Raw genomic sequence first — 17,245 nt, 5'->3', positions numbered from 1 at the left:
CACATAAAAAACGCCCCCATGGCGCAAACCATGGGGGCATAAGTTGTCCTTCGCAGGGTGAAGATGATCAGGTCAGAACTAGAGTCTCCTCAGAACTTCTGGCCAAACTTGATGCCGAAGACCTGCGGGCGCACGGTGAAGCTGCGCGACGAGCCCGAGCAGAAATCGATCGAACAGAAAGTGTTGGTGGTCAAAGCGCCACGGCCGTCGAAGGCGTTCTGGATATAGATGTCGAAGGCCCAATTATCCTTCTTGATCCCGCCCGAGAAATCCATCGTGGCAAAACCGGCCGTATTGCCCAGCAACAGGTTGTTTGAATATTTCAGATCCTGCGTCGCATTGGTCTGATACAGGATCGAACCGAGGAGATAGGCCTTGAAGTTGCCGATCTCGGTATCATAGCGCACCGACGTGTTGCCCTTGAACTCAGGCTGGCGCGGCAGGCGGGTTCCGCTGGCTGCGGCCACGCCCGACGAACAGGTGGGATCGGCGGCAATGGTCAGCGTGGTCGGATCGGCCTTGAAGTTGCAGAAATTGCCGTCGAGCCGCGCACGGTTATACGCCCCCGAACTGGTGATCGTCACCTTGCCCAGCTTCAGCTCGGCATCATATTCGACACCATAGACCTTGGCCTTGCCGGCATTGCCGGTCATGCCCGCGCCCTGGGTGCCCGCCACCACCACGGAATATTGGATATTGTTCCACTCTTCCATGTAGAGCGCGCCGTTGAGGCGGAAATTGCTGCCCCATTGGGTCTTGAAGCCAAGTTCGTAGTTGGTCAGCGTTTCCGACTTGAACGGATCGACCGCAAACACACCCACCTTGCTGACGCGCAGCGGGCGGTTGTAGCCGCCGGGGCGGAAGCCGGTGGAATAGTTGGCATAGAGCATCTTGCTGGGCGTCAGCTGATAATTGACCACGATCTTGTGCGTCTCGCCCTGCTCCTTGTACCGGCCGATCTCGTTGGGATCGAGCATATTGGTGTTGCGGCAGGTCAGACGCTCGGTCGGCAGCGGCAGGGTGCAGCCCATCGCGCCGGTCAGCATGTTCTTGGTCGTGGTGGTGTTGCGGGCCGAAGCGGCCACACCGGCAAAGCCCGTGGTCCAGTAATCGGTCCAGAAATAGCGCACGCCGCCGGTGATCTTCAACTTGGGCGTGATGTTGTAATGGCCTTCGAAGAACAACGCGGCGTCATGCGTGTACTGGTTGTTTTCATTGATATAAAAGCCATCGCCCTTCACTGCGGGCGAACCGACCACCATGGTCCCGCCCGCCGTTGTCGGAACACCAAAACCGGCCAGTGTGGTGACATTGCCTTGGCAGGCCGGGGTACCATCGGGGTTAAAGGTAACGCTGTAGGAGCACGCCTTTGTATAGCCTGCAATATCAGCTAGCCCGTGGATGCCATAGTAATTGTTGTTCTCGGTCTTCTGCCACTGATAGAAGCCACCGAAGCTTGCATCAAACGGCCAGCTCTTGGGCGTGGCGAAGCGCAATTCCTGGGTGAATTTTTCCGAATAGGTCCAGCCTTCGAAATACTGGGTCGGATTGATCAGCTTGTTGCACTTCTGCGAGGCGCCCGATCCGGTGCAGCCATCCTTGCTGAAGAACTGCAGATAGTTTTCGTAACCCGGCCCGAAATTGTCATAGGTCACGGTGTAATAGGTATAGTCGTTCTGCAGGTGAACCTTGCGGCCGAAATAGCCGGTCGAGGACACCAGATCGAAATCGCCGATATGGCCGTGAACCGACAGCGCGCCCTGATACCATGCGTCCTGACGCCGGGTCAGGTCATAATCATGCACCTGAAGATCGCCGACACGCGGGTCATAGCCGAAATAGCCATAGGCGGTCTGCGACTGGGCCGCCAGTTGCGGGGTGATCTGCCAGCCCGGCGTGGGCTCCCACAGAACCTGCACGCGGCCGCCATACATATAGACGGGGTTGTAATCCTTCTTGGCAATCGCGGCATTGCTCAGCGTATAATTGGTACCAGGGTTTCCATCACCCATAGCAAGGGTCGAGGATTTGCCATTGTTAAACTTGCCGTTGTTGGGCGTGTTGTCGACATAGCCGCCTTCCTTGCGATAGAAACCCATCACGCGGGCGGCGATCTTGTCGCCAAAGGGAATGTTGGCATAAGTGGCGATCTGGCCGCCAAAGGCGCCCTTGCCATATTTGTTGCCTTCGGTGTCATAGCCCCATTCGAACTTGCCCAGCTTGGGCTTGTTCGTGATCATGCGGATCGTACCGGCCAGAGAGCCCGCGCCATAAAGGGTGCCCTGCGGACCCGACAGGCCTTCGACACGCTCCATGTCATAGACAAAGATGTCGGGCACGCCGGTGCCGGTGATGGGGATATCGTCGAGATAGTAGCCCACCGAAGCATAGGTGCCGCCCGCCGGAACAATGCCGCGGAAATAGGCGGTCTGGCGCCCCGGCCCAAGACCGGCAAAGGACACCGAAGGCATCAGCAGGGCAAAGTCGGACATGCCCTTCACATTGCGCTCGGCCATCTTTTCCATGCTCAGCGCCTGCATCGAGATCGGCACTTTCTGGACGCTTTCCGAACGGCGGGTGGCGGTCACCACGATGTCGCCCAGACCGCCGCCGTCGGCCGCAGCCGGTGCGGGATCGGCCGCCGCATCGGTGTCTGCGGCATGAGCGGCCCCAACCAGCGCAAAGGGCGTCAGGAATGTCGCCGCGCTCAGCGCGATCACTCGGCGCGATCTCTTGGAAAACTCTGCAATCATCGTAATGCTTCCCCCATTACTGGCCAATCTGCCCCGAAATCCTCAGCCCTCTTCTTTCCGCACCGGGCTCAGGCCATGTTCGCCAGACAAGCGGGATCGCCCGGCGAAAACACAGGTTTGCGCCGATGCACCCGCCGGATGCCGAAACGTCATTGAACCCCTTGGCGACCCGATTGGCTGCGCTGCGTCTGGTGCCCCTTACGCAATTGCAGCAATTAGTACGGTCGTCCGGTTTCGCAAGAATGTCATAGGCACCCCGCGAGTCAAGGGCGCAAACAACGCAAGATGTCCCGAGGGGTTACGTCGTCTGACGTATATGTTTACGCAGCTGCAGCGCGCGACAATCAAAGGCCAGACCGGCCCTTTGAAAGGACATCCATGGCTTTGGGGACCATCGCCGCGCGCCCTTCGCCGCGCCCTTCGGCACAATCCGTGCCGGGCGCCGCGCTGGCCGAGGCGGCAGGCTTGCTCGATAGCGACCCGGCCCTTGCGCTGGCGCGGGCCGAGGCTCTGATCAAGGCCCATCGCAATCTTCCGCCTGCCGAACTGATCGCGGCGCAGGCTCTGCGCCGGATGGGCAAGAGGCAGACCGCGCTGACTCGGCTGATCGCGCTGGACCGCGCGCAGCCGGGCGTGGCGCCGATCCTGTGGGAATTGGCGCAGGCGGCCGCAGAGGCGGGCGATGGCCCCCGTTCGGTGGCCGCGCTCGAAACGCTCACCCGCGCCCAGCCTCAGGTGGCCAGCGGATGGTATCTGCTGGCGCGCGAATGGCGGCGGCTGGGCGAGGAGGACAAGGCGTGGCGCGCGGAACTGTCGGCCATCCATGCGTCCTCGTCAGACCCCGAGCTGATCAAAGCCGCCGTGGCGATGAACGGCGGCGAATTGGATGCGGCCGAGGCCATGCTGAAAACCCGGCTGGAGCGCATCCCGGAGGATGCTTCTGCCACGCGGTTGATCGGGGAAATCCACTGGCGCCGGAGCGATCTTGGCGAGGCCATGGAATGGGTGGAAAAGGCGCTGGAGATGGCGCCCGGTTTCGATCTGGCCCGCGATTTCCTGATCCGTCTGCTGCTGCAGACCAACCGCCTGCCCGAGGCGCAGGCCCATGCCGAAACGCTTTGCGCCTCGCCGATGCAAAGCCCCGCCCACCGGCTGCTCAAGGCCTCCGTGCTGGTGCGGCTGGGAGATCAGGAGGGCGCGGGGGCGATCTATGAAGCGCTGCTGGCCGAGGCGCCCGACAACGCCCATGTCTGGCAAAATCTGGGCCATGTGCGCAAGACACTGGGCGATCAGGGCGCCGCAGTCGAGGCCTATCGCCGCGCCATCGGCATCACCGCCACGATGGGCGAGGCATGGTGGTCGCTGGCCAATCTGAAAACCGCCAAATTCACCGCCGAGGATCGCGCCGCGATGCAGGCCGCGATTGCCACCGGCCCCACCGGCGAGGACCTGTTCCACCTCCATTTTGCACTGGGCAAGGCGTTGGAGGACGCGGGCGATTACGCCGCCTCGTTTGAGCATTACGCCACCGCCAACCGCCTGCGCCGCGCCGAAATCGACTATAGCGCGCAGGGGACGCATGAGGCGGCCGTCGAACATGCGGCCACTTTTACCGCGCCGTTTTATGCCACCCGCGAAGGTGATGGCGCCAGTGGGGGCGGCTGCATGGCGCCCGATCCGATCTTCATCCTCGGCCTGCCCCGCTCCGGCTCGACGCTGGTGGAGCAGATCCTGTCGAGCCATTCGATGATCGAGGGCACGCATGAATTGCCCGAAATGATGATGATTGCCGGGCGGCTCAAATCCCGCGCGCAGCAGGGCGAATTTGCCTCTTATGGCGATTTGCTGCGCTCGCTTTCGCCCGCCGATCGGACCCGGCTGGGCGAGGAATATATCGACCTGACGCGGGTGCATCGCCAGACCGACCGACCGCTGTTCATCGACAAAATGCCCAACAACTGGCAGAACGTGGGCCTTATTCGCCTGATCCTGCCGCGCGCCAAGATCATCGACGCTCGGCGCCATCCGATGGCCTGCTGCTTCTCGGGCTGGAAACAGCATTTTGCGCGCGGTCAGGTCTTCACCTATGATCTGGCCGAAATCGGCGCCTATTACCGCGATTATGTCGCCCAGATGGCAGGCTTTGACGCCGAAATGCCCGGCGCGGTTCATCGCGTGATCTATGAACAGATGGTGGCCGACACGCAGGCCGAAGTAGCCCGCCTGCTGGCCTATGTCGGCGTCGATTTCGAGGAGGCCTGCCTCTCCTTCTGGGAAAACAAGCGCGCCGTACGCACCGCCAGCAGCGAACAGGTACGCCGCCCGATCTATCGCGACGGGCTGGAGCAATGGACCCATTACGCCGACTGGCTCGCCCCGCTGCATCAGGCGCTGGGGCCGGTGATTGATGCCTATCCCGATCCACCGCAGGATTGGGTCGCGCATCTGACCCCATGAAAAAGGGCGCCGGTTGCGGCGCCCTTTTGCTTATTGCCCGTTGGGATGAATATCCCGGAAGGCGGCATTGAACCCGCTGCTGGGGCCGCTGGCGCTGGGCACCGGGGGCGGGGCATTGTAATGCGGCGGCGTATAGGGCGCGCGCGACGCGGTGCGGGCCGAGGAACGGCGCGAGGGATAGCGCGAAGCATAACGCGAGCTATGATGCGACTGGCGAGCCTCACGCGCGGCTGCGCGGCGTTCGGCGCGGGTCATGCGATGGGCCGGAGCCGCCTTCGCCCCCGCGCTCTTGGTGGCCTTCTGCGCCTGGGCCAGTGCCCGCTTTTCCGCACGGGTCAACTTGCCGTGCTTTTGCGCCTTGGCCATGGCGCGCTGCTGCGCCCGCGTCAGCTTGGGTGCAGTCTGCTTTTCAGCCTTGGCGGCGCGGGCCATTTCGCGCTGCTGCGCACGCTTCTGCGCGCGGGTCAGCTTGGGCTCGGCCTTGTGCCTGCCATGCGCCAGTTGGCGCTGCTCTGCCCGCTTTTGGGCCCGCTGCTGCGCCCGCGTCAGCTTGGGCTGAGCCTTGGCCTTGGCCTCGGCCCGCGCCAGAGCACGCTTTTCCGCGCGGGTCATCTTCTTGGCCGCGACCTTGGCCATTTCGGCCTTATGCCGCTTGGCGGGCGTGGCGACGGCCTTCTTCTTGCTCGCCTTCGTCACCTTGGCGGCGGCATGCGAGACCTTGTGATGCCGGGCCTGAGCTGGCGCAGCCACTATCAGCGTCGCCAGAACGGCCAACACCAATCTCTTCATCGAACGAAACTCCTGCGATCCTGTGGCGGGTGGTGATAGATAGTCGATGGCCATAGGCAAGCGCGTTTTTGTCGCAGGCCCGTAACGGAACAGTCCAGCCGTGCGATCAGCAAGCCGGAACGCAAACCGCCAATCCGCCCAGCGAGGTTTCCTTATACTGGCTCATCATGTCGGCCCCGGTGCGCCGCATGGTTTCGATCACCTGATCCAGACTGACCAGATGCGTGCCATCCCCACCCAGCGCCAGACGAGCCGCGTCAATGGCCTTGACCGCGCCCATCGCATTGCGCTCGATACAAGGGATCTGCACCAGCCCGCCGATAGGGTCGCAGGTCAGGCCCAGATTATGCTCCATGGCGATTTCGGCGGCATTCTCGATCTGGCCATTGGTCCCGCCCATGATCGCGGTCAGCCCCGCCGCCGCCATCGAACAAGCCACGCCCACCTCGCCCTGACAGCCAACCTCGGCCGCCGAGATGCTGGCGTTGCGTTTATAAAGCCCGCCGATCGCCGTGGCGGTCAGCAGGAAGGTCGCCTTAGCCGCATCATCGGCGCCGTGGTATCGCTCGGCATAGCGCAGCACCGCCGGGATAATCCCCGCCGCGCCATTGGTGGGCGAAGTCACCACCTTACCGCCCGCCGCATTCTCTTCATTGACCGCAATGGCCCAGAGATTGACCAGATCGAGCGTGGCCAGAGGGTCGGCCAGCACCCGCTCGACCCGTGCATAGAAACGCTCGCGCAGATGGGCGGCGCGGCGCTGGACCTTCAGCCCGCCGGGCAATTCGCCGCGCTGGCTCATGCCGCGCTCGATGCAGGCATCCATCGCCGCCGCAATCCGCGCGATCCCCGCCTCGGTTTCGCCACGCGGCCGCCGTGCATCCTCATTCGCCAGCGCAAGGCCCGCAATCGTCAAACCATCACGCTGGGCCATCTCCAGCAATTCGGCCGCCGTAGTGAAGGGATAGGGTTCGTCATGATCCTCAACCGGGGCGTTCGCCGTGGTCTGATCCTCGTCCACCACAAAGCCGCCGCCGATGGAGAAATAGGTGCGGGTCAGGACAGGCTTTCCGTCCGCATCAAAAGCGGCAAACCGGATGCCATTGGGATGAAAAGACAGGCTCTCACGCCCCAGCCAGAGAATATCGGCCCGCTCGTCAAAGGCGATGTCCTGAACCCCGCCCAGCATCATCCGCCCGCTTTCGCGCACCTGCTGGATCAGCGCGACGGCGGCATCGGGATCGGCCTCCTCGGGCGCGATGCCGTGCAGGCCGACGATGGTGGCCGTATCGGTCGCATGGCCCCGCCCGGTCAGCGCGAGGCTGGCATAAAGCGCCACCTCGACCCGCGCCACGCGGGCCATCCCCTCGCCCAACGCCGCAACAAAGCGGCAGGCCGCCGTCATCGGCCCCATCGTGTGGCTGGAGGATGGCCCCACGCCGATCTTGAACAGTTCGAATATGCTGACTGCCATCTGGCTTCTCTTCCCGCGTGCCTGGTTGCGCGCTTTCCTGCCGCACCATGCCTTGCGCACAATACGCTCCTTGACGCAGCGCGGCCAGTAAAGCCTTATGCAACATAGCACATTCACCTCAGGAGATCCCGATGCGCCGCGCGATGCTGCTTTGCCTGCCCTTGATGATGGCCGCCCTTCCGGCCCTTGCCGCCCCGGTCAAGCCCGGCACCGCCGCCCGGATCGATGCCCAAACCACCAAGAACTGGCCCGAGTTGGAGGCGCTCTACAAGGATCTGCACAGCCACCCGGAGATCGGTTTTACCGAAACGCGCACGGCGGGCATCCTCTCGGAAAAGCTGCGCAAGCTGGGGTTTGAAGTGACCGAGCATGTCGGCAAGACCGGCCTCGTCGGCGTGTTGAAGAATGGCCCCGGCCCGGTGGTGATGGTGCGCGTGGAAATGGACGCGCTGCCGATGGAGGAAAAGACCGGCCTCGCATGGGCCAGCAAGGCGCAGCAGACTGGGGCCGACGGCAAGACCACCTATGTCATGCACGCCTGCGGCCATGATATTCACATGGCATGGTGGCTGGGCACGGCGCAGGCGCTGGTGGCGATGAAGGATCAGTGGAAGGGCACGCTGATCATGATCGGCCAGCCTTCGGAGGAAATCGGCGAAGGCGCGCGCGCGATGATCGAGGATGGCCTCTTCACCCGCTTCCCCAAGCCCGATTACGCCTTTGCTGCCCATGTCGGCGCGGCCCGCGCGGGCGATGTCGATGTCAAGCAAGGCGTGGCCACGAGCAATTCCGATTCGGTGCGCATCATCTTTCATGGGCAGGGCGCGCATGGCTCGATGCCCAACATGAGCATCGACCCCATCGTCATGGGCGCCCGCTTTGTCGAGGACGTCCAGACCGTCATCAGCCGCCAGAAGGACCCGCAGAAATTCGGCGTCGTCACGGTGGGCTATTTCCGTTCGGGGACCGTAGCCAACATCATCCCCGACACCGCCGAACTGGGCCTCTCGCTGCGCTCCTTTGACGATGAAACGCGCAAGCTGCTCAACACCGGCGTCGACATCACCGCCCAATCGGTGGCCGCCATGTCGCGCGCGCCCGCGCCCGGCATCACCCGCGGCCATGGCATTTCCAGCGTGGTCAATGACGAGGCGCTGGCCGCCAGCACCTATGCCGTGCTCTCCAAGGCGGGCCTGCCCGGCGCGGTCAAGCTGGAGCCAGCCTATAAGCCGGGTTGGACCGCCAGCGAGGATTATTCTGAATTCGTGATGGCGGGCGTGCCCAAATCGGTGTTCTTTTCCATCGGCGGCAGCGATCCGGCGATGCTGGAAAAGCTGAAAGCTGAAGGCAAGCCGGTGCCGGTCAACCACTCGCCCTTCTTCGCGCCCGTGGCCCAGCCCGCGATCCGCACAGGGGTCGAGGTGCTGACCCTCTCCGTGTTGTCGGTGGCCGGAAAGTAATTCAGTCCATCTCGACGATCTGGCCCGCCAATCGCTCCACCTCGCGCCGGTCATGGCTGACATAGAGGATCGGCAGGGCCAGTTCGTCGCGGATGCGCTCGATCACGCGCATGATCTCCTCACGGCGGGCCGCATCCAGCGAGGAGAGCGGCTCGTCCATCAACAGGAAACGCGCGCCCGAGAGCAGCGCGCGGCCGATTGCCACTCGCTGCGCCTCGCCCCCCGACAATCGGCGCGGGCGGGCGGATAGCAGCCCGGCAAGGCCAAGAAATTCCACCACCTGCTCAAAGGCGATCCAGCGCGCATCGGGCGCGGCCATGCGCCAGCCATAGCGCAGATTGCCCTCGACGCTCATATGCGGAAACAGGCGGTAATCCTGAAACACATAGCCGCATCCGCGCGCCTCGGGTCGCAGGTCAATCCCCGCCGCCGCATCGAACAGCACCCGCCCATCGACCGCGATCCGCCCCTCATCGGGCCGCACCAACCCGGCGATCATGTCCAGTACGCTGGTCTTTCCCGCGCCTGATCGGCCAAACAGCGCGGTGATCCCCGGCCCTGCTTCGAAGCTGGCCGCAATCCGTCGCCTGCCCCGCGTGATGCTTACATCGACCTCAAAGGACATGGGCGCGCATCCCCATCCGCCGCGTCAACACCTCGGACGCCACCAGCGCCGCCAGCGAAAGGCCGACCGAAATCAGCGCCAATCGCGTCACGATCCCCTCCTGCCCCGGCACCTGCAAAGCGGCATAAATCGCCAGCGGCAGGGTCTGGGTCTCGCCCGGAATGTTCGAGACAAAGGTGATCGTCGCACCAAATTCGCCAAGGCTGCGCGCAAAGCCCAGCACCATGCCCGCCAGCACACCGGGCAGCGCCAAAGGCAGCGTAATCGTGGCAAACACGCGCAAGGGCGAGGCCCCCAGCGTGCGCGCCGCCGCCTCCAGCCGCCGGTCCACGCTCTCGAGTGAAAGCCGGATCGCCCGCACCATCAAAGGCAGCGCCATGACTGAAGCCGCCAGCGCCGCGCCGGTCCAGCGAAACATCACCGACACGCCCATCGCCGCCAGCCAGCGCCCCACCACCCCCTGCGCGCCAAAGCTGAGCAGAAGCAGCCAGCCCGTCACCACCGGCGGCAGCACCAGCGGCAGATGCACCAGCGCGTCGAGCAGCACCCGCCCCGGAAACCGCCCCCGCGCCAGCGCCCATGCCAGCGCAAAACCCACCGGCAGCGTGGCAACCATCGCCGCCCCGCTGACCTTGAGCGAAAGCCAGATGATGCCCCATTCCTCGGGGCTGATGCTATTTGGTGCCAAAGCCATAGGCGCGGAATATCGCTTTGCCTTGCAACGATGCAAGGAAGCGGCGGAAGCCCTCGGCATCCGGGTTGGTCGAAGCCGACAGGCGGGCCAGCGGATAGGTGATAGGCTTATGCGAATTGGCGGGGAAGATGCCGACCACGCGCACCTTTTTATCCGCCCGCGCATCGGTGGCGTAAACAATGCCCAGCGGCGCCTCGCCGCGCGAGACCAGCGCCATGGCCGAACGCACACTGTCGGTGCCCGCCACACGGCCCTCGACGCTGGGCCAGACGCGCAACGCAATCAACGCCTCGCGCCCATATTTGCCCGCCGGGACAGAGGCCACCTGCCCCATTGCCAGACGCCCGTTCGGCCCCAAGGCGGCGGCAAGCGGGAAACCGGGTGCGATGGTCAGGCGCACCCTGCTCTGCGCAGGCGCGATCAGAGCCAGAGAATTGGTCAGCAGGCTGATCCGCGTGCCCGGCTTGATCCGGCCGCCGGGGGCCTTGACCACATGGTCCATCCATTCCTCATCGGCCGAGAGGAACAGATCCGCAGGCGCACCATTCTCGATCTGACGCGCCAGCGCCGAGGAGGCCGCAAAGGACAGCACCGGGCGCGGATGGCCCTGCGCCGCCCATGTGTCGGCGGCGGCATTCAGCGATTCCTGAAGGCTGGCCGCCGCCAGCACCACCGGCCCGCGCGGCGCCTGCGCCATGGCCGGGGTGGCGCCTAAAATCAGCGCGGCAAAGATCATCCTGCGAAACATTGGAAGGCGCCCCTTTCAATATCGCTATGTATATCGAAACTGGCGACGGGCAAGCGGTTTACCGATGCATCATCGCCCGGATGGCGTCATGCAGCACCGGCGCCACCGCCCGCGATCCCGCATCGGACAGGTGCAGGCGGTCGCGGTAATACATCTGGCCTCCGCGCGCCCCGCTTGCGCCACGCATCGCATAACACAGCCGCGCATCGCACAGAGGCGCGGCCAGATCGACCAGCACCACGCCGGGGAAATCCTTCGCCACGCGGCGTACCTGCGCGGCATAGGCGTCCTGCGCCTGCTCCAGCGCGCCGCCGCGCGGTTCGCCGCAGGGGTGGCGATAGGCAGGGCCATGCAGAGGCCGCAGGTCGGTCAGGCAATCGGGCGGGTCAAACCCCATCCGCCGGTTGGGCAGCGTGATAATCACCCCCTTGCCCGCAGCGGTGAGCCGCGCCAGCGTCCGGCGCAGCGCGCGTTCGAGGCGGACCTCGGGCGGGGCGGGCGTGGGGTCGGCGCGGTCGGTCATGTCATGGGCCGAACTGCGCCGCAGCAACTGATCGCCATTGGCATAGGAGAGCACCACCACCCGGATCGAGGGGCTGGCCGCCGCATAGTCCAGCGCCTGATTGGTCAGTTTCCAATTGTTCAGGCGGGTGCGGTCGAAGCTCTCGGTGGTGGTCGTGTCATAGAAGGGCGCCGCCTCGCTGGCCGAGGCGATCAGCACGTTGAGGTCAGGATAAGAGGCCAGGCCCGGAAACAGGCTGAGATTGAGCGAGTCGCCAATCAGCGCCACATCGGGCGCGCCGCCGCGCGCCAGATAGCAGAAGTCATTGCCCGCCAAACCCGGCACCAAAGCGCCCCGCTCCGGCATCAATGCCACGCAGGCCCGTCCCTGCTCCTCGTCGGCTACCGGAATGGCCCAGCCGATCTGGCGCGTCAGCGGCTCGACCCGCGCGTGGCTGGCTGAAGGGACATGCGCCCATGCCACCACCAGCCCGCCCAAACCCAGCACAGCCATCGCCGCCAGCAGGCCCTTGACCTTGCGCGCGCTGTCTCCGCCATAGCGCAAAGGCGGCTCGATCCAGCGCGCTGTGGCCCAGGCCAGCCCCGTTGCCACCACCACACAGACCAGCATCGCCCGGCCATCCACCCAGCCCGATGTCCGCGCCAGCACCAGCACCGGCCAATGCCACAGATAAAGCGGATAGGAGATTTGCCCCAGCCAGCGCATCGGCAAAAGCGAGAGCAACCGCGCATTGACCAGCGCCCGCGGCCCCGCAGCCAGCAACAGCACCGCCCCACCCACCGGCGCCAGCGCCGCCCAGCCGGGGAAAGGCACCTTACCCTCGGTGATATAGCGGAAACTGCCCAGCAGCAGTGCGAGGCCGATCAGGCTGAACCCATGCGCCATGCGCAGAGGGATCGTCCCGACCCGGTGGCGCTCGACGCATGCCAGCGTGGCCCCGGCCAGCATTTCCCAGAAACGCGCAGTGGGGATGTAAAACGCCGCCGATGTGTCGATCCGCATCAGGAATTGTTCGTGGGCCATGCTGGCTGCAAAGCCCAGCCCCAGCGTCCAGACCACGCCCCGCGCCCCGCGCCATCGCCACGCCAGCATGATGGCCAGCGGCCAGAGGATGTAGAATTGCTCCTCCACCCCAAGGCTCCAGAGATGGAGCAGAGGTTTGGCATCGGAAGAGGCGTCGAAATAACCGCTCTCGGCATAAAGGACGAGGTTAGAGGCAAAGACCGCCGCGCCCGCCAGATGCGCGCCCAATTGCTGAAACCGGTCATCGAACAACTGCACCCAGCCGATGGCGAAAGTGGCCAGCAGCACGGTAATCAGCGCGGGATAGATCCGCCGCACCCGCCGCCCGTAAAACGCCGCCAGCGAGAAGCGCCCATCGCGCACATCATCGAAAATCGCGCCCGAGATCAGATAGCCCGAGATGACAAAGAAGATGTCCACCCCGACAAAGCCGCCGAAACCCTGCCGCCACCATGCATGAAAGGCGACGACCACGCCCACGCTGATCGCGCGCAGGCCGTCAATATCGGCGCGGTGAAAGGGTTTGGGGTGGGATGCCATGCCGCGCGGCCTTGCACTGATCGCGCCGGGGCGGTCAAGCCCGGTAAGGGGTTCAGGCCTCCATCAAACGATAGCCGATGCCCGGTTCGTTGCGGATCAGGCGGGGGTGGGCCGGGTCCTCCTCGACCTTCAAACGCAAGGCCCGGATCGCCACGCGCAAATATTCGACATCGCCCACATGCGCCCGCCCCCAGACCTTTTCCAGCAAGGCGGCATGAGTGAGAATGCGCCCGCCCGCCTCGACCAGCGCCTGAAGCAGGGCGAATTCCTTGGGCGGCAGGGTCAGCGCGCGGCCCTCGATGCTGGCCTCATGACGGGCGGTGTCGATGCGAAAGGGGCCATGGGCAAGCACTTCCTGCGCCACCGCTGCGCCCGATTGCCGCAGCGCCACGCGCAGCCGGGCCAGCAATTCCTCGCCGTCAAAAGGCTTGGTGATATAGTCGGATGCGCCCAGATCGAGCGCGGCCACCTTCTCGCCCACATCCTCACGCGCAGAAAGGACGATCACCGGCACCCCCGCCCCGCGCAACATCGGGATCAGTTCCAGCCCGTCGCGGTCCGGCAGGCCCAGATCGAGGATCGCCGCCGACAGCCCGCCACCGCGCAACGCCGCCAGCGCCGCCGATGCCGTGGCCGCCGCCGCCGCCTCATAGCCCCCGCGCGCCAGCACCGCGCCCAGCAGGCGCAGGATTGCCGGTTCATCATCCACCACCAGAACCCGGTTCATGCCCCCATCCTCAATATGAAACGTGCGCCGCCCAGCGGGCTGTCCTCGATGCTCACCTGCATCCCCATCGCTTCGGCAAATCCGCGCACGATGGCAAGGCCAAGGCCGCTGCCCTTTGCCCGGTCGCCGCCCTCGATCCGGGCGAAGCGTTCGAAAATACGCGTGCGTTCGGCAGGTGGCACGCCCGGCCCGTCATCCTCGACCCAGAGCGCGACCCGTCCGCCCTGCAAAGCCGCGCCCAGCATCACCCGCGATGCCGCATGCCCCAGCGCATTGTCGATCAGATTGATCAGCACATGATGCAGCAGCACCGCATCGGCCCGCACAAAAGGCAGATCGGCCGGGATCGCATGGCCCAGCGAGAGGCCCGCCGGCACCGCCACCGCGCCAAAGGCGGCATCTGCCGCATCGATCAGATCAAGGCTCTCGGCCTGTGGGCTCAGCGAGCCTTCCTCGATCCGCGCCGCCGCGATCAGGTCGCTCATCGTGCGCTCCAGCCTGCGCGCGGCACTCAGCGCCTCGCCCGCCTCGGGGCTGCGCTGGGCCAGCGCCTCAAGCTGGCCGGTGATGACGGTCAGCGGCGTGCGGAAATCATGGGCGAGGCTGGCAAGGAAGGTGCGCCGCAGCCGGTCGCTCTCGGCCAGCGTTTCGCGCGCGCGGCGCTCCTCGTCCAGCGCGATGCGGTCGCAGCCCTGCCCCAGCAGGAGCGCGACCTGCGCCATATGCTCGATCTGGACCATCGGGCGCGTATGGCCATCGGCGGGCCGCGCCAGAGCCATCAGCGCGTGGGCACCCCGGCCCTTGGGCGAGAGCGGGAGAAAGGTCCATTCCGCCGCCGCCATCACGCCGGTGCCATGGCCGGTGGCATCGCCATTGTGCATCGCCCATGCCGCCGCCGCCTGATCCAGCGAGGAAAAGCCGTCCTGCGCCCCGTCGATCCGCAGCGCGCCATAGATCCCGGCCACATAGGCGCGCGCGCGCTCCAGCGCCTCGACCGGCGATCCCTTGGCCAGCAGGCGGGAGATATGGGCCAGTTCCTCGCTGACCGCGGCGCGGGCATTGGCCTCCTCCTCACGCTCGCGCAGGCGGGTGGCAAGGCGGCTGGTGACCAGCGCGACCAGCACCAGCACGAGGACCGATACCGCATGGTCCGGCCCATGGACGTGAAAGCTGAAATAGGGCGGCAGCAGGAAGAAATTATACGCCCCCGCCCCGGCCAGCGCCGCCAGCAGCCCTGGCCCCAGCCCTCCGCGCGCCGCGCCCAGCAGCACCGGCAGCAGGAACAGCAGCGCCGCAGACGCCAGCCCCCATTGCGCCAGCATCGCGCTGGAGATCCATGTCACCAGCGCGATGCCCAACAGGGGAACGCCATAGGAAGTCAGCATGCGCCACATGGGCGGTATCTATAGCGATCAAAGCTCGATCTGTGTGCCCAATTCGACCACGCGATTGGGGGGAATGGCAAAAAAGGCGGTGGGGTCGGACGCGTTGCGGTGCAGGAACTGATAGAGCAGTACCATCACGCGCGGCATACAGGGGCGCGAACCAAAGCGGATCGCGCTGCGGCCCACGAAGAAGGATGTGCCCCCTGTGCCCGCCAGCAGGCCCGGTTCGCGCGCCAGATCGCTGGGCACGTCGATCTTGTCCATATAGCCGTAGCGCAATTTGGCGCGCAGAAAGCGTTCGTCGAGCCGCTCCAGACACAGGCGGTTTTCCGGATCGACATAGGGCGTGGTCTGGGTTTCCACCGTCAGCATAATGTTGGTGCGGTGCAGCGCCTTGTTATGTTTCAGATTATGCAGCAGCGCCGAAGGGGCCACGCTGGCGTCCTGCGTCAGGAACACCGCCGTACCCTCGACCACCAGCGGCGGGCGGGCCGCCAGCGCCTTGACCAGTTCGTCCAGCGCCACGCCCTGTTCGCTGGCGCGCAGCAGTGCCATCTTGCGCCCGCGCAGCCATGTGGCGATGATCAGTCCGATGATCCCGGCCACCATCAGCGGCACCCAGCCGCCCTCGGCCACGCGCAGCACATTGGCGCCGAAGAAGAAGATGTCGAGCGCAAGGAAGGGCGCGATCAGCAGGGCGCTGCCCAGCGGGTTCCAGCCCCAGAATTTCCACGCGATGATAAAGGCAAGGCAGGTGGTGACGACCATCGTGCCGGTCACGGCAATGCCATAGGCCGCCGCCATCGCGCTGCTGCTGCGGAATGCGAAGACGAGGCAGATAACGCCCAGCAGCAGCATCCAGTTGACGCCCGGCATATAGATCTGGCCGATCTGCGCCGCCGAGGTCTGACGAATGACAAGGCGCGGCATCAGGCCCAGCGCGATGGCCTGCTGCGTCAACGAATAGGCCCCGGTGATGACCGCCTGGCTGGCGATGATCGTTGCCATCGTGGCCAGCACCACCAGCGGCGCGCGCAGCGAATCCGGCGCCATCAGGAAGAACCAGTCGGCATTTTGCAGCAATTGCCCACTGGCCTGCGCCTGCGCCAAAGCCTTGAGCGCCAGCGCCCCCTGCCCCAGATAGTTCAGCGTCAGCGCGGGCCAGACAAAGGTGAGCCAGCCCAGTTGGATCGGTTGCCGCCCAAAATGGCCCATGTCGGCAATCAGCGCCTCGGCCCCGGTTACGGTCAGGAACACCGCGCCCAGCACGAACAGGCCCGCCACGCCATGGCCCAGCATGAAATTGACCGCCCACATCGGGTTGAAGGCGGAAAGCACATCGGGCGCCTCGACAATATGCCACAGGCCCAGCGCGCCGATTGCCACGAACCAGAACGCGCAAACCGGCCCGAACAGGCCCGCCACGCTGGCCGTGCCGCGCACCTGAAGGGCGAACAGGCCGATCAGGATGGTGAGCGAAAGGCCAAGGATAACCGGCTCGCTCATCGTCTCAAGGCCGGGGACGGTCTTCATCCCCTCGATGGCCGAGAGCACAGAAAGGGCAGGCGTGATGATGGCATCGCCATAAAACAGCGCCGCGCCGGTCGCGCCCAGCAGCAGCACAATCAGCCACTTGCCCCCCGTAGCCCGCCGCGCCAGCGCCATGAGTGACAGCACACCGCCCTCGCCGTGATTGTCCATCCGGCTGAGGAAAATGACATATTTCATCGTCACCACGATGATCAGCGCCCAGAGCGCCAGCGCCAGCACGCCAAGGATCTCGCCCCGGTCGATGCCGCCCTGCGCGGTCTGGGCCAGCGCCTCGCGGAAGGCATAGAGCGGGCTGGTGCCGATATCGCCATAGACCACGCCAATCGCGCCCAGCGTGAGCGCGAAAAGTGAGGAAGGGCCATGATGGCCGGGATTATGGGCGGAATTCTCGCTGGTGGGGGATGCGTTCATCAACATGATGCGTCGGTTCGCCTGAGGAAAGGTAAGCCTGACGCATCGGACGGATCCGCATTAAATCGCCATGGGCAAGGCGGGG

General features: G+C 65.1%; 12 protein-coding genes. 2 read left to right on the top strand and 10 right to left on the bottom strand.

Translation table 11 applies throughout. From position 1 onward, the window contains the following. Window positions 1-89: 89 nt before the first annotated feature. Window positions 90-2,720: a TonB-dependent receptor gene (locus FHW92_RS05085; RefSeq protein ID WP_349237646.1), complete on the bottom strand. Its 2,631-nt coding sequence runs from the start codon at window positions 2,718-2,720 to the stop codon at window positions 90-92. 411 nt (window positions 2,721-3,131) lie between these two features. Here FHW92_RS05085 and FHW92_RS05080 point away from each other — a divergent pair, with 411 nt between their 5' ends. After that, window positions 3,132-5,210: a sulfotransferase gene (locus FHW92_RS05080; protein WP_168602197.1), complete on the top strand. Its 2,079-nt coding sequence runs from the start codon at window positions 3,132-3,134 to the stop codon at window positions 5,208-5,210. Between the two features lie 30 nt (window positions 5,211-5,240). Here the strand turns inward: FHW92_RS05080 and FHW92_RS05075 are convergent, their stop codons facing one another. Next, window positions 5,241-5,999, bottom strand: a complete 759-nt coding sequence (locus FHW92_RS05075; protein ID WP_168602196.1) for a hypothetical protein — start codon at window positions 5,997-5,999, stop codon at window positions 5,241-5,243. A gap of 106 nt (window positions 6,000-6,105) precedes the next feature. After that, window positions 6,106-7,473 carry an L-serine ammonia-lyase gene (locus FHW92_RS05070; protein WP_168602195.1) on the bottom strand — a complete coding sequence of 456 codons (1,368 nt, stop codon included), beginning with the start codon at window positions 7,471-7,473 and terminating at the stop codon, window positions 6,106-6,108. 131 nt (window positions 7,474-7,604) lie between these two features. Here FHW92_RS05070 and FHW92_RS05065 point away from each other — a divergent pair, with 131 nt between their 5' ends. Beyond that, complete coding sequence (locus FHW92_RS05065; protein WP_168602194.1) at window positions 7,605-8,933, top strand: amidohydrolase; 1,329 nt, start codon at window positions 7,605-7,607, stop codon at window positions 8,931-8,933. A 1-nt stretch (window position 8,934) separates the two neighbouring features. On the opposite strand, the gene FHW92_RS05060 is transcribed toward FHW92_RS05065, so the two are convergent. From FHW92_RS05060 to FHW92_RS05030, 7 genes are read right to left on the bottom strand one after another with little or no spacing between them, the layout of a single operon-like run. Beyond that, window positions 8,935-9,558 (bottom strand): ATP-binding cassette domain-containing protein, encoded by a 624-nt coding sequence (locus FHW92_RS05060; protein ID WP_168602193.1) that lies wholly within the window; start codon window positions 9,556-9,558, stop codon window positions 8,935-8,937. After that, window positions 9,548-10,252, bottom strand: a complete 705-nt coding sequence (gene modB, locus FHW92_RS05055) for a molybdate ABC transporter permease subunit (RefSeq protein ID WP_168602192.1) — start codon at window positions 10,250-10,252, stop codon at window positions 9,548-9,550. Before modB ends, FHW92_RS05060 begins: the two co-directional genes overlap by 11 nt. Then, a complete protein-coding gene (modA, locus tag FHW92_RS05050; protein ID WP_168602191.1) occupies window positions 10,233-11,000 on the bottom strand; it encodes a molybdate ABC transporter substrate-binding protein in 768 nt (255 codons plus the stop codon). The genes modB and modA overlap by 20 nt, the downstream gene beginning before the upstream one ends. A gap of 58 nt (window positions 11,001-11,058) precedes the next feature. Further along, the gene (locus FHW92_RS05045) at window positions 11,059-13,086 is read right to left on the bottom strand and encodes an acyltransferase family protein (protein WP_168602190.1); all 2,028 of its coding nucleotides are present in this window, start codon (window positions 13,084-13,086) and stop codon (window positions 11,059-11,061) included. A 52-nt stretch (window positions 13,087-13,138) separates the two neighbouring features. Then, complete coding sequence (locus FHW92_RS05040; protein WP_168602189.1) at window positions 13,139-13,813, bottom strand: response regulator transcription factor; 675 nt, start codon at window positions 13,811-13,813, stop codon at window positions 13,139-13,141. Then, window positions 13,810-15,207, bottom strand: a complete 1,398-nt coding sequence (locus FHW92_RS05035) for a DUF4118 domain-containing protein (RefSeq protein WP_168602188.1) — start codon at window positions 15,205-15,207, stop codon at window positions 13,810-13,812. Before FHW92_RS05035 ends, FHW92_RS05040 begins: the two co-directional genes overlap by 4 nt. An 18-nt stretch (window positions 15,208-15,225) precedes the next feature. Further along, the gene (locus FHW92_RS05030; protein ID WP_210428385.1) at window positions 15,226-17,166 is read right to left on the bottom strand and encodes a potassium transporter Kup; all 1,941 of its coding nucleotides are present in this window, start codon (window positions 17,164-17,166) and stop codon (window positions 15,226-15,228) included. Window positions 17,167-17,245 lie beyond the last annotated feature (79 nt).

This window comes from Novosphingobium sp. SG707 (assembly GCF_012275515.1).
In the GTDB taxonomy this organism is placed as follows: Bacteria; Pseudomonadota; Alphaproteobacteria; order Sphingomonadales; family Sphingomonadaceae; genus Novosphingobium.
The sequence above is the reverse complement of the archived record's forward strand: the minus strand, read 5'-3'. Positions and strand labels throughout refer to the sequence as shown.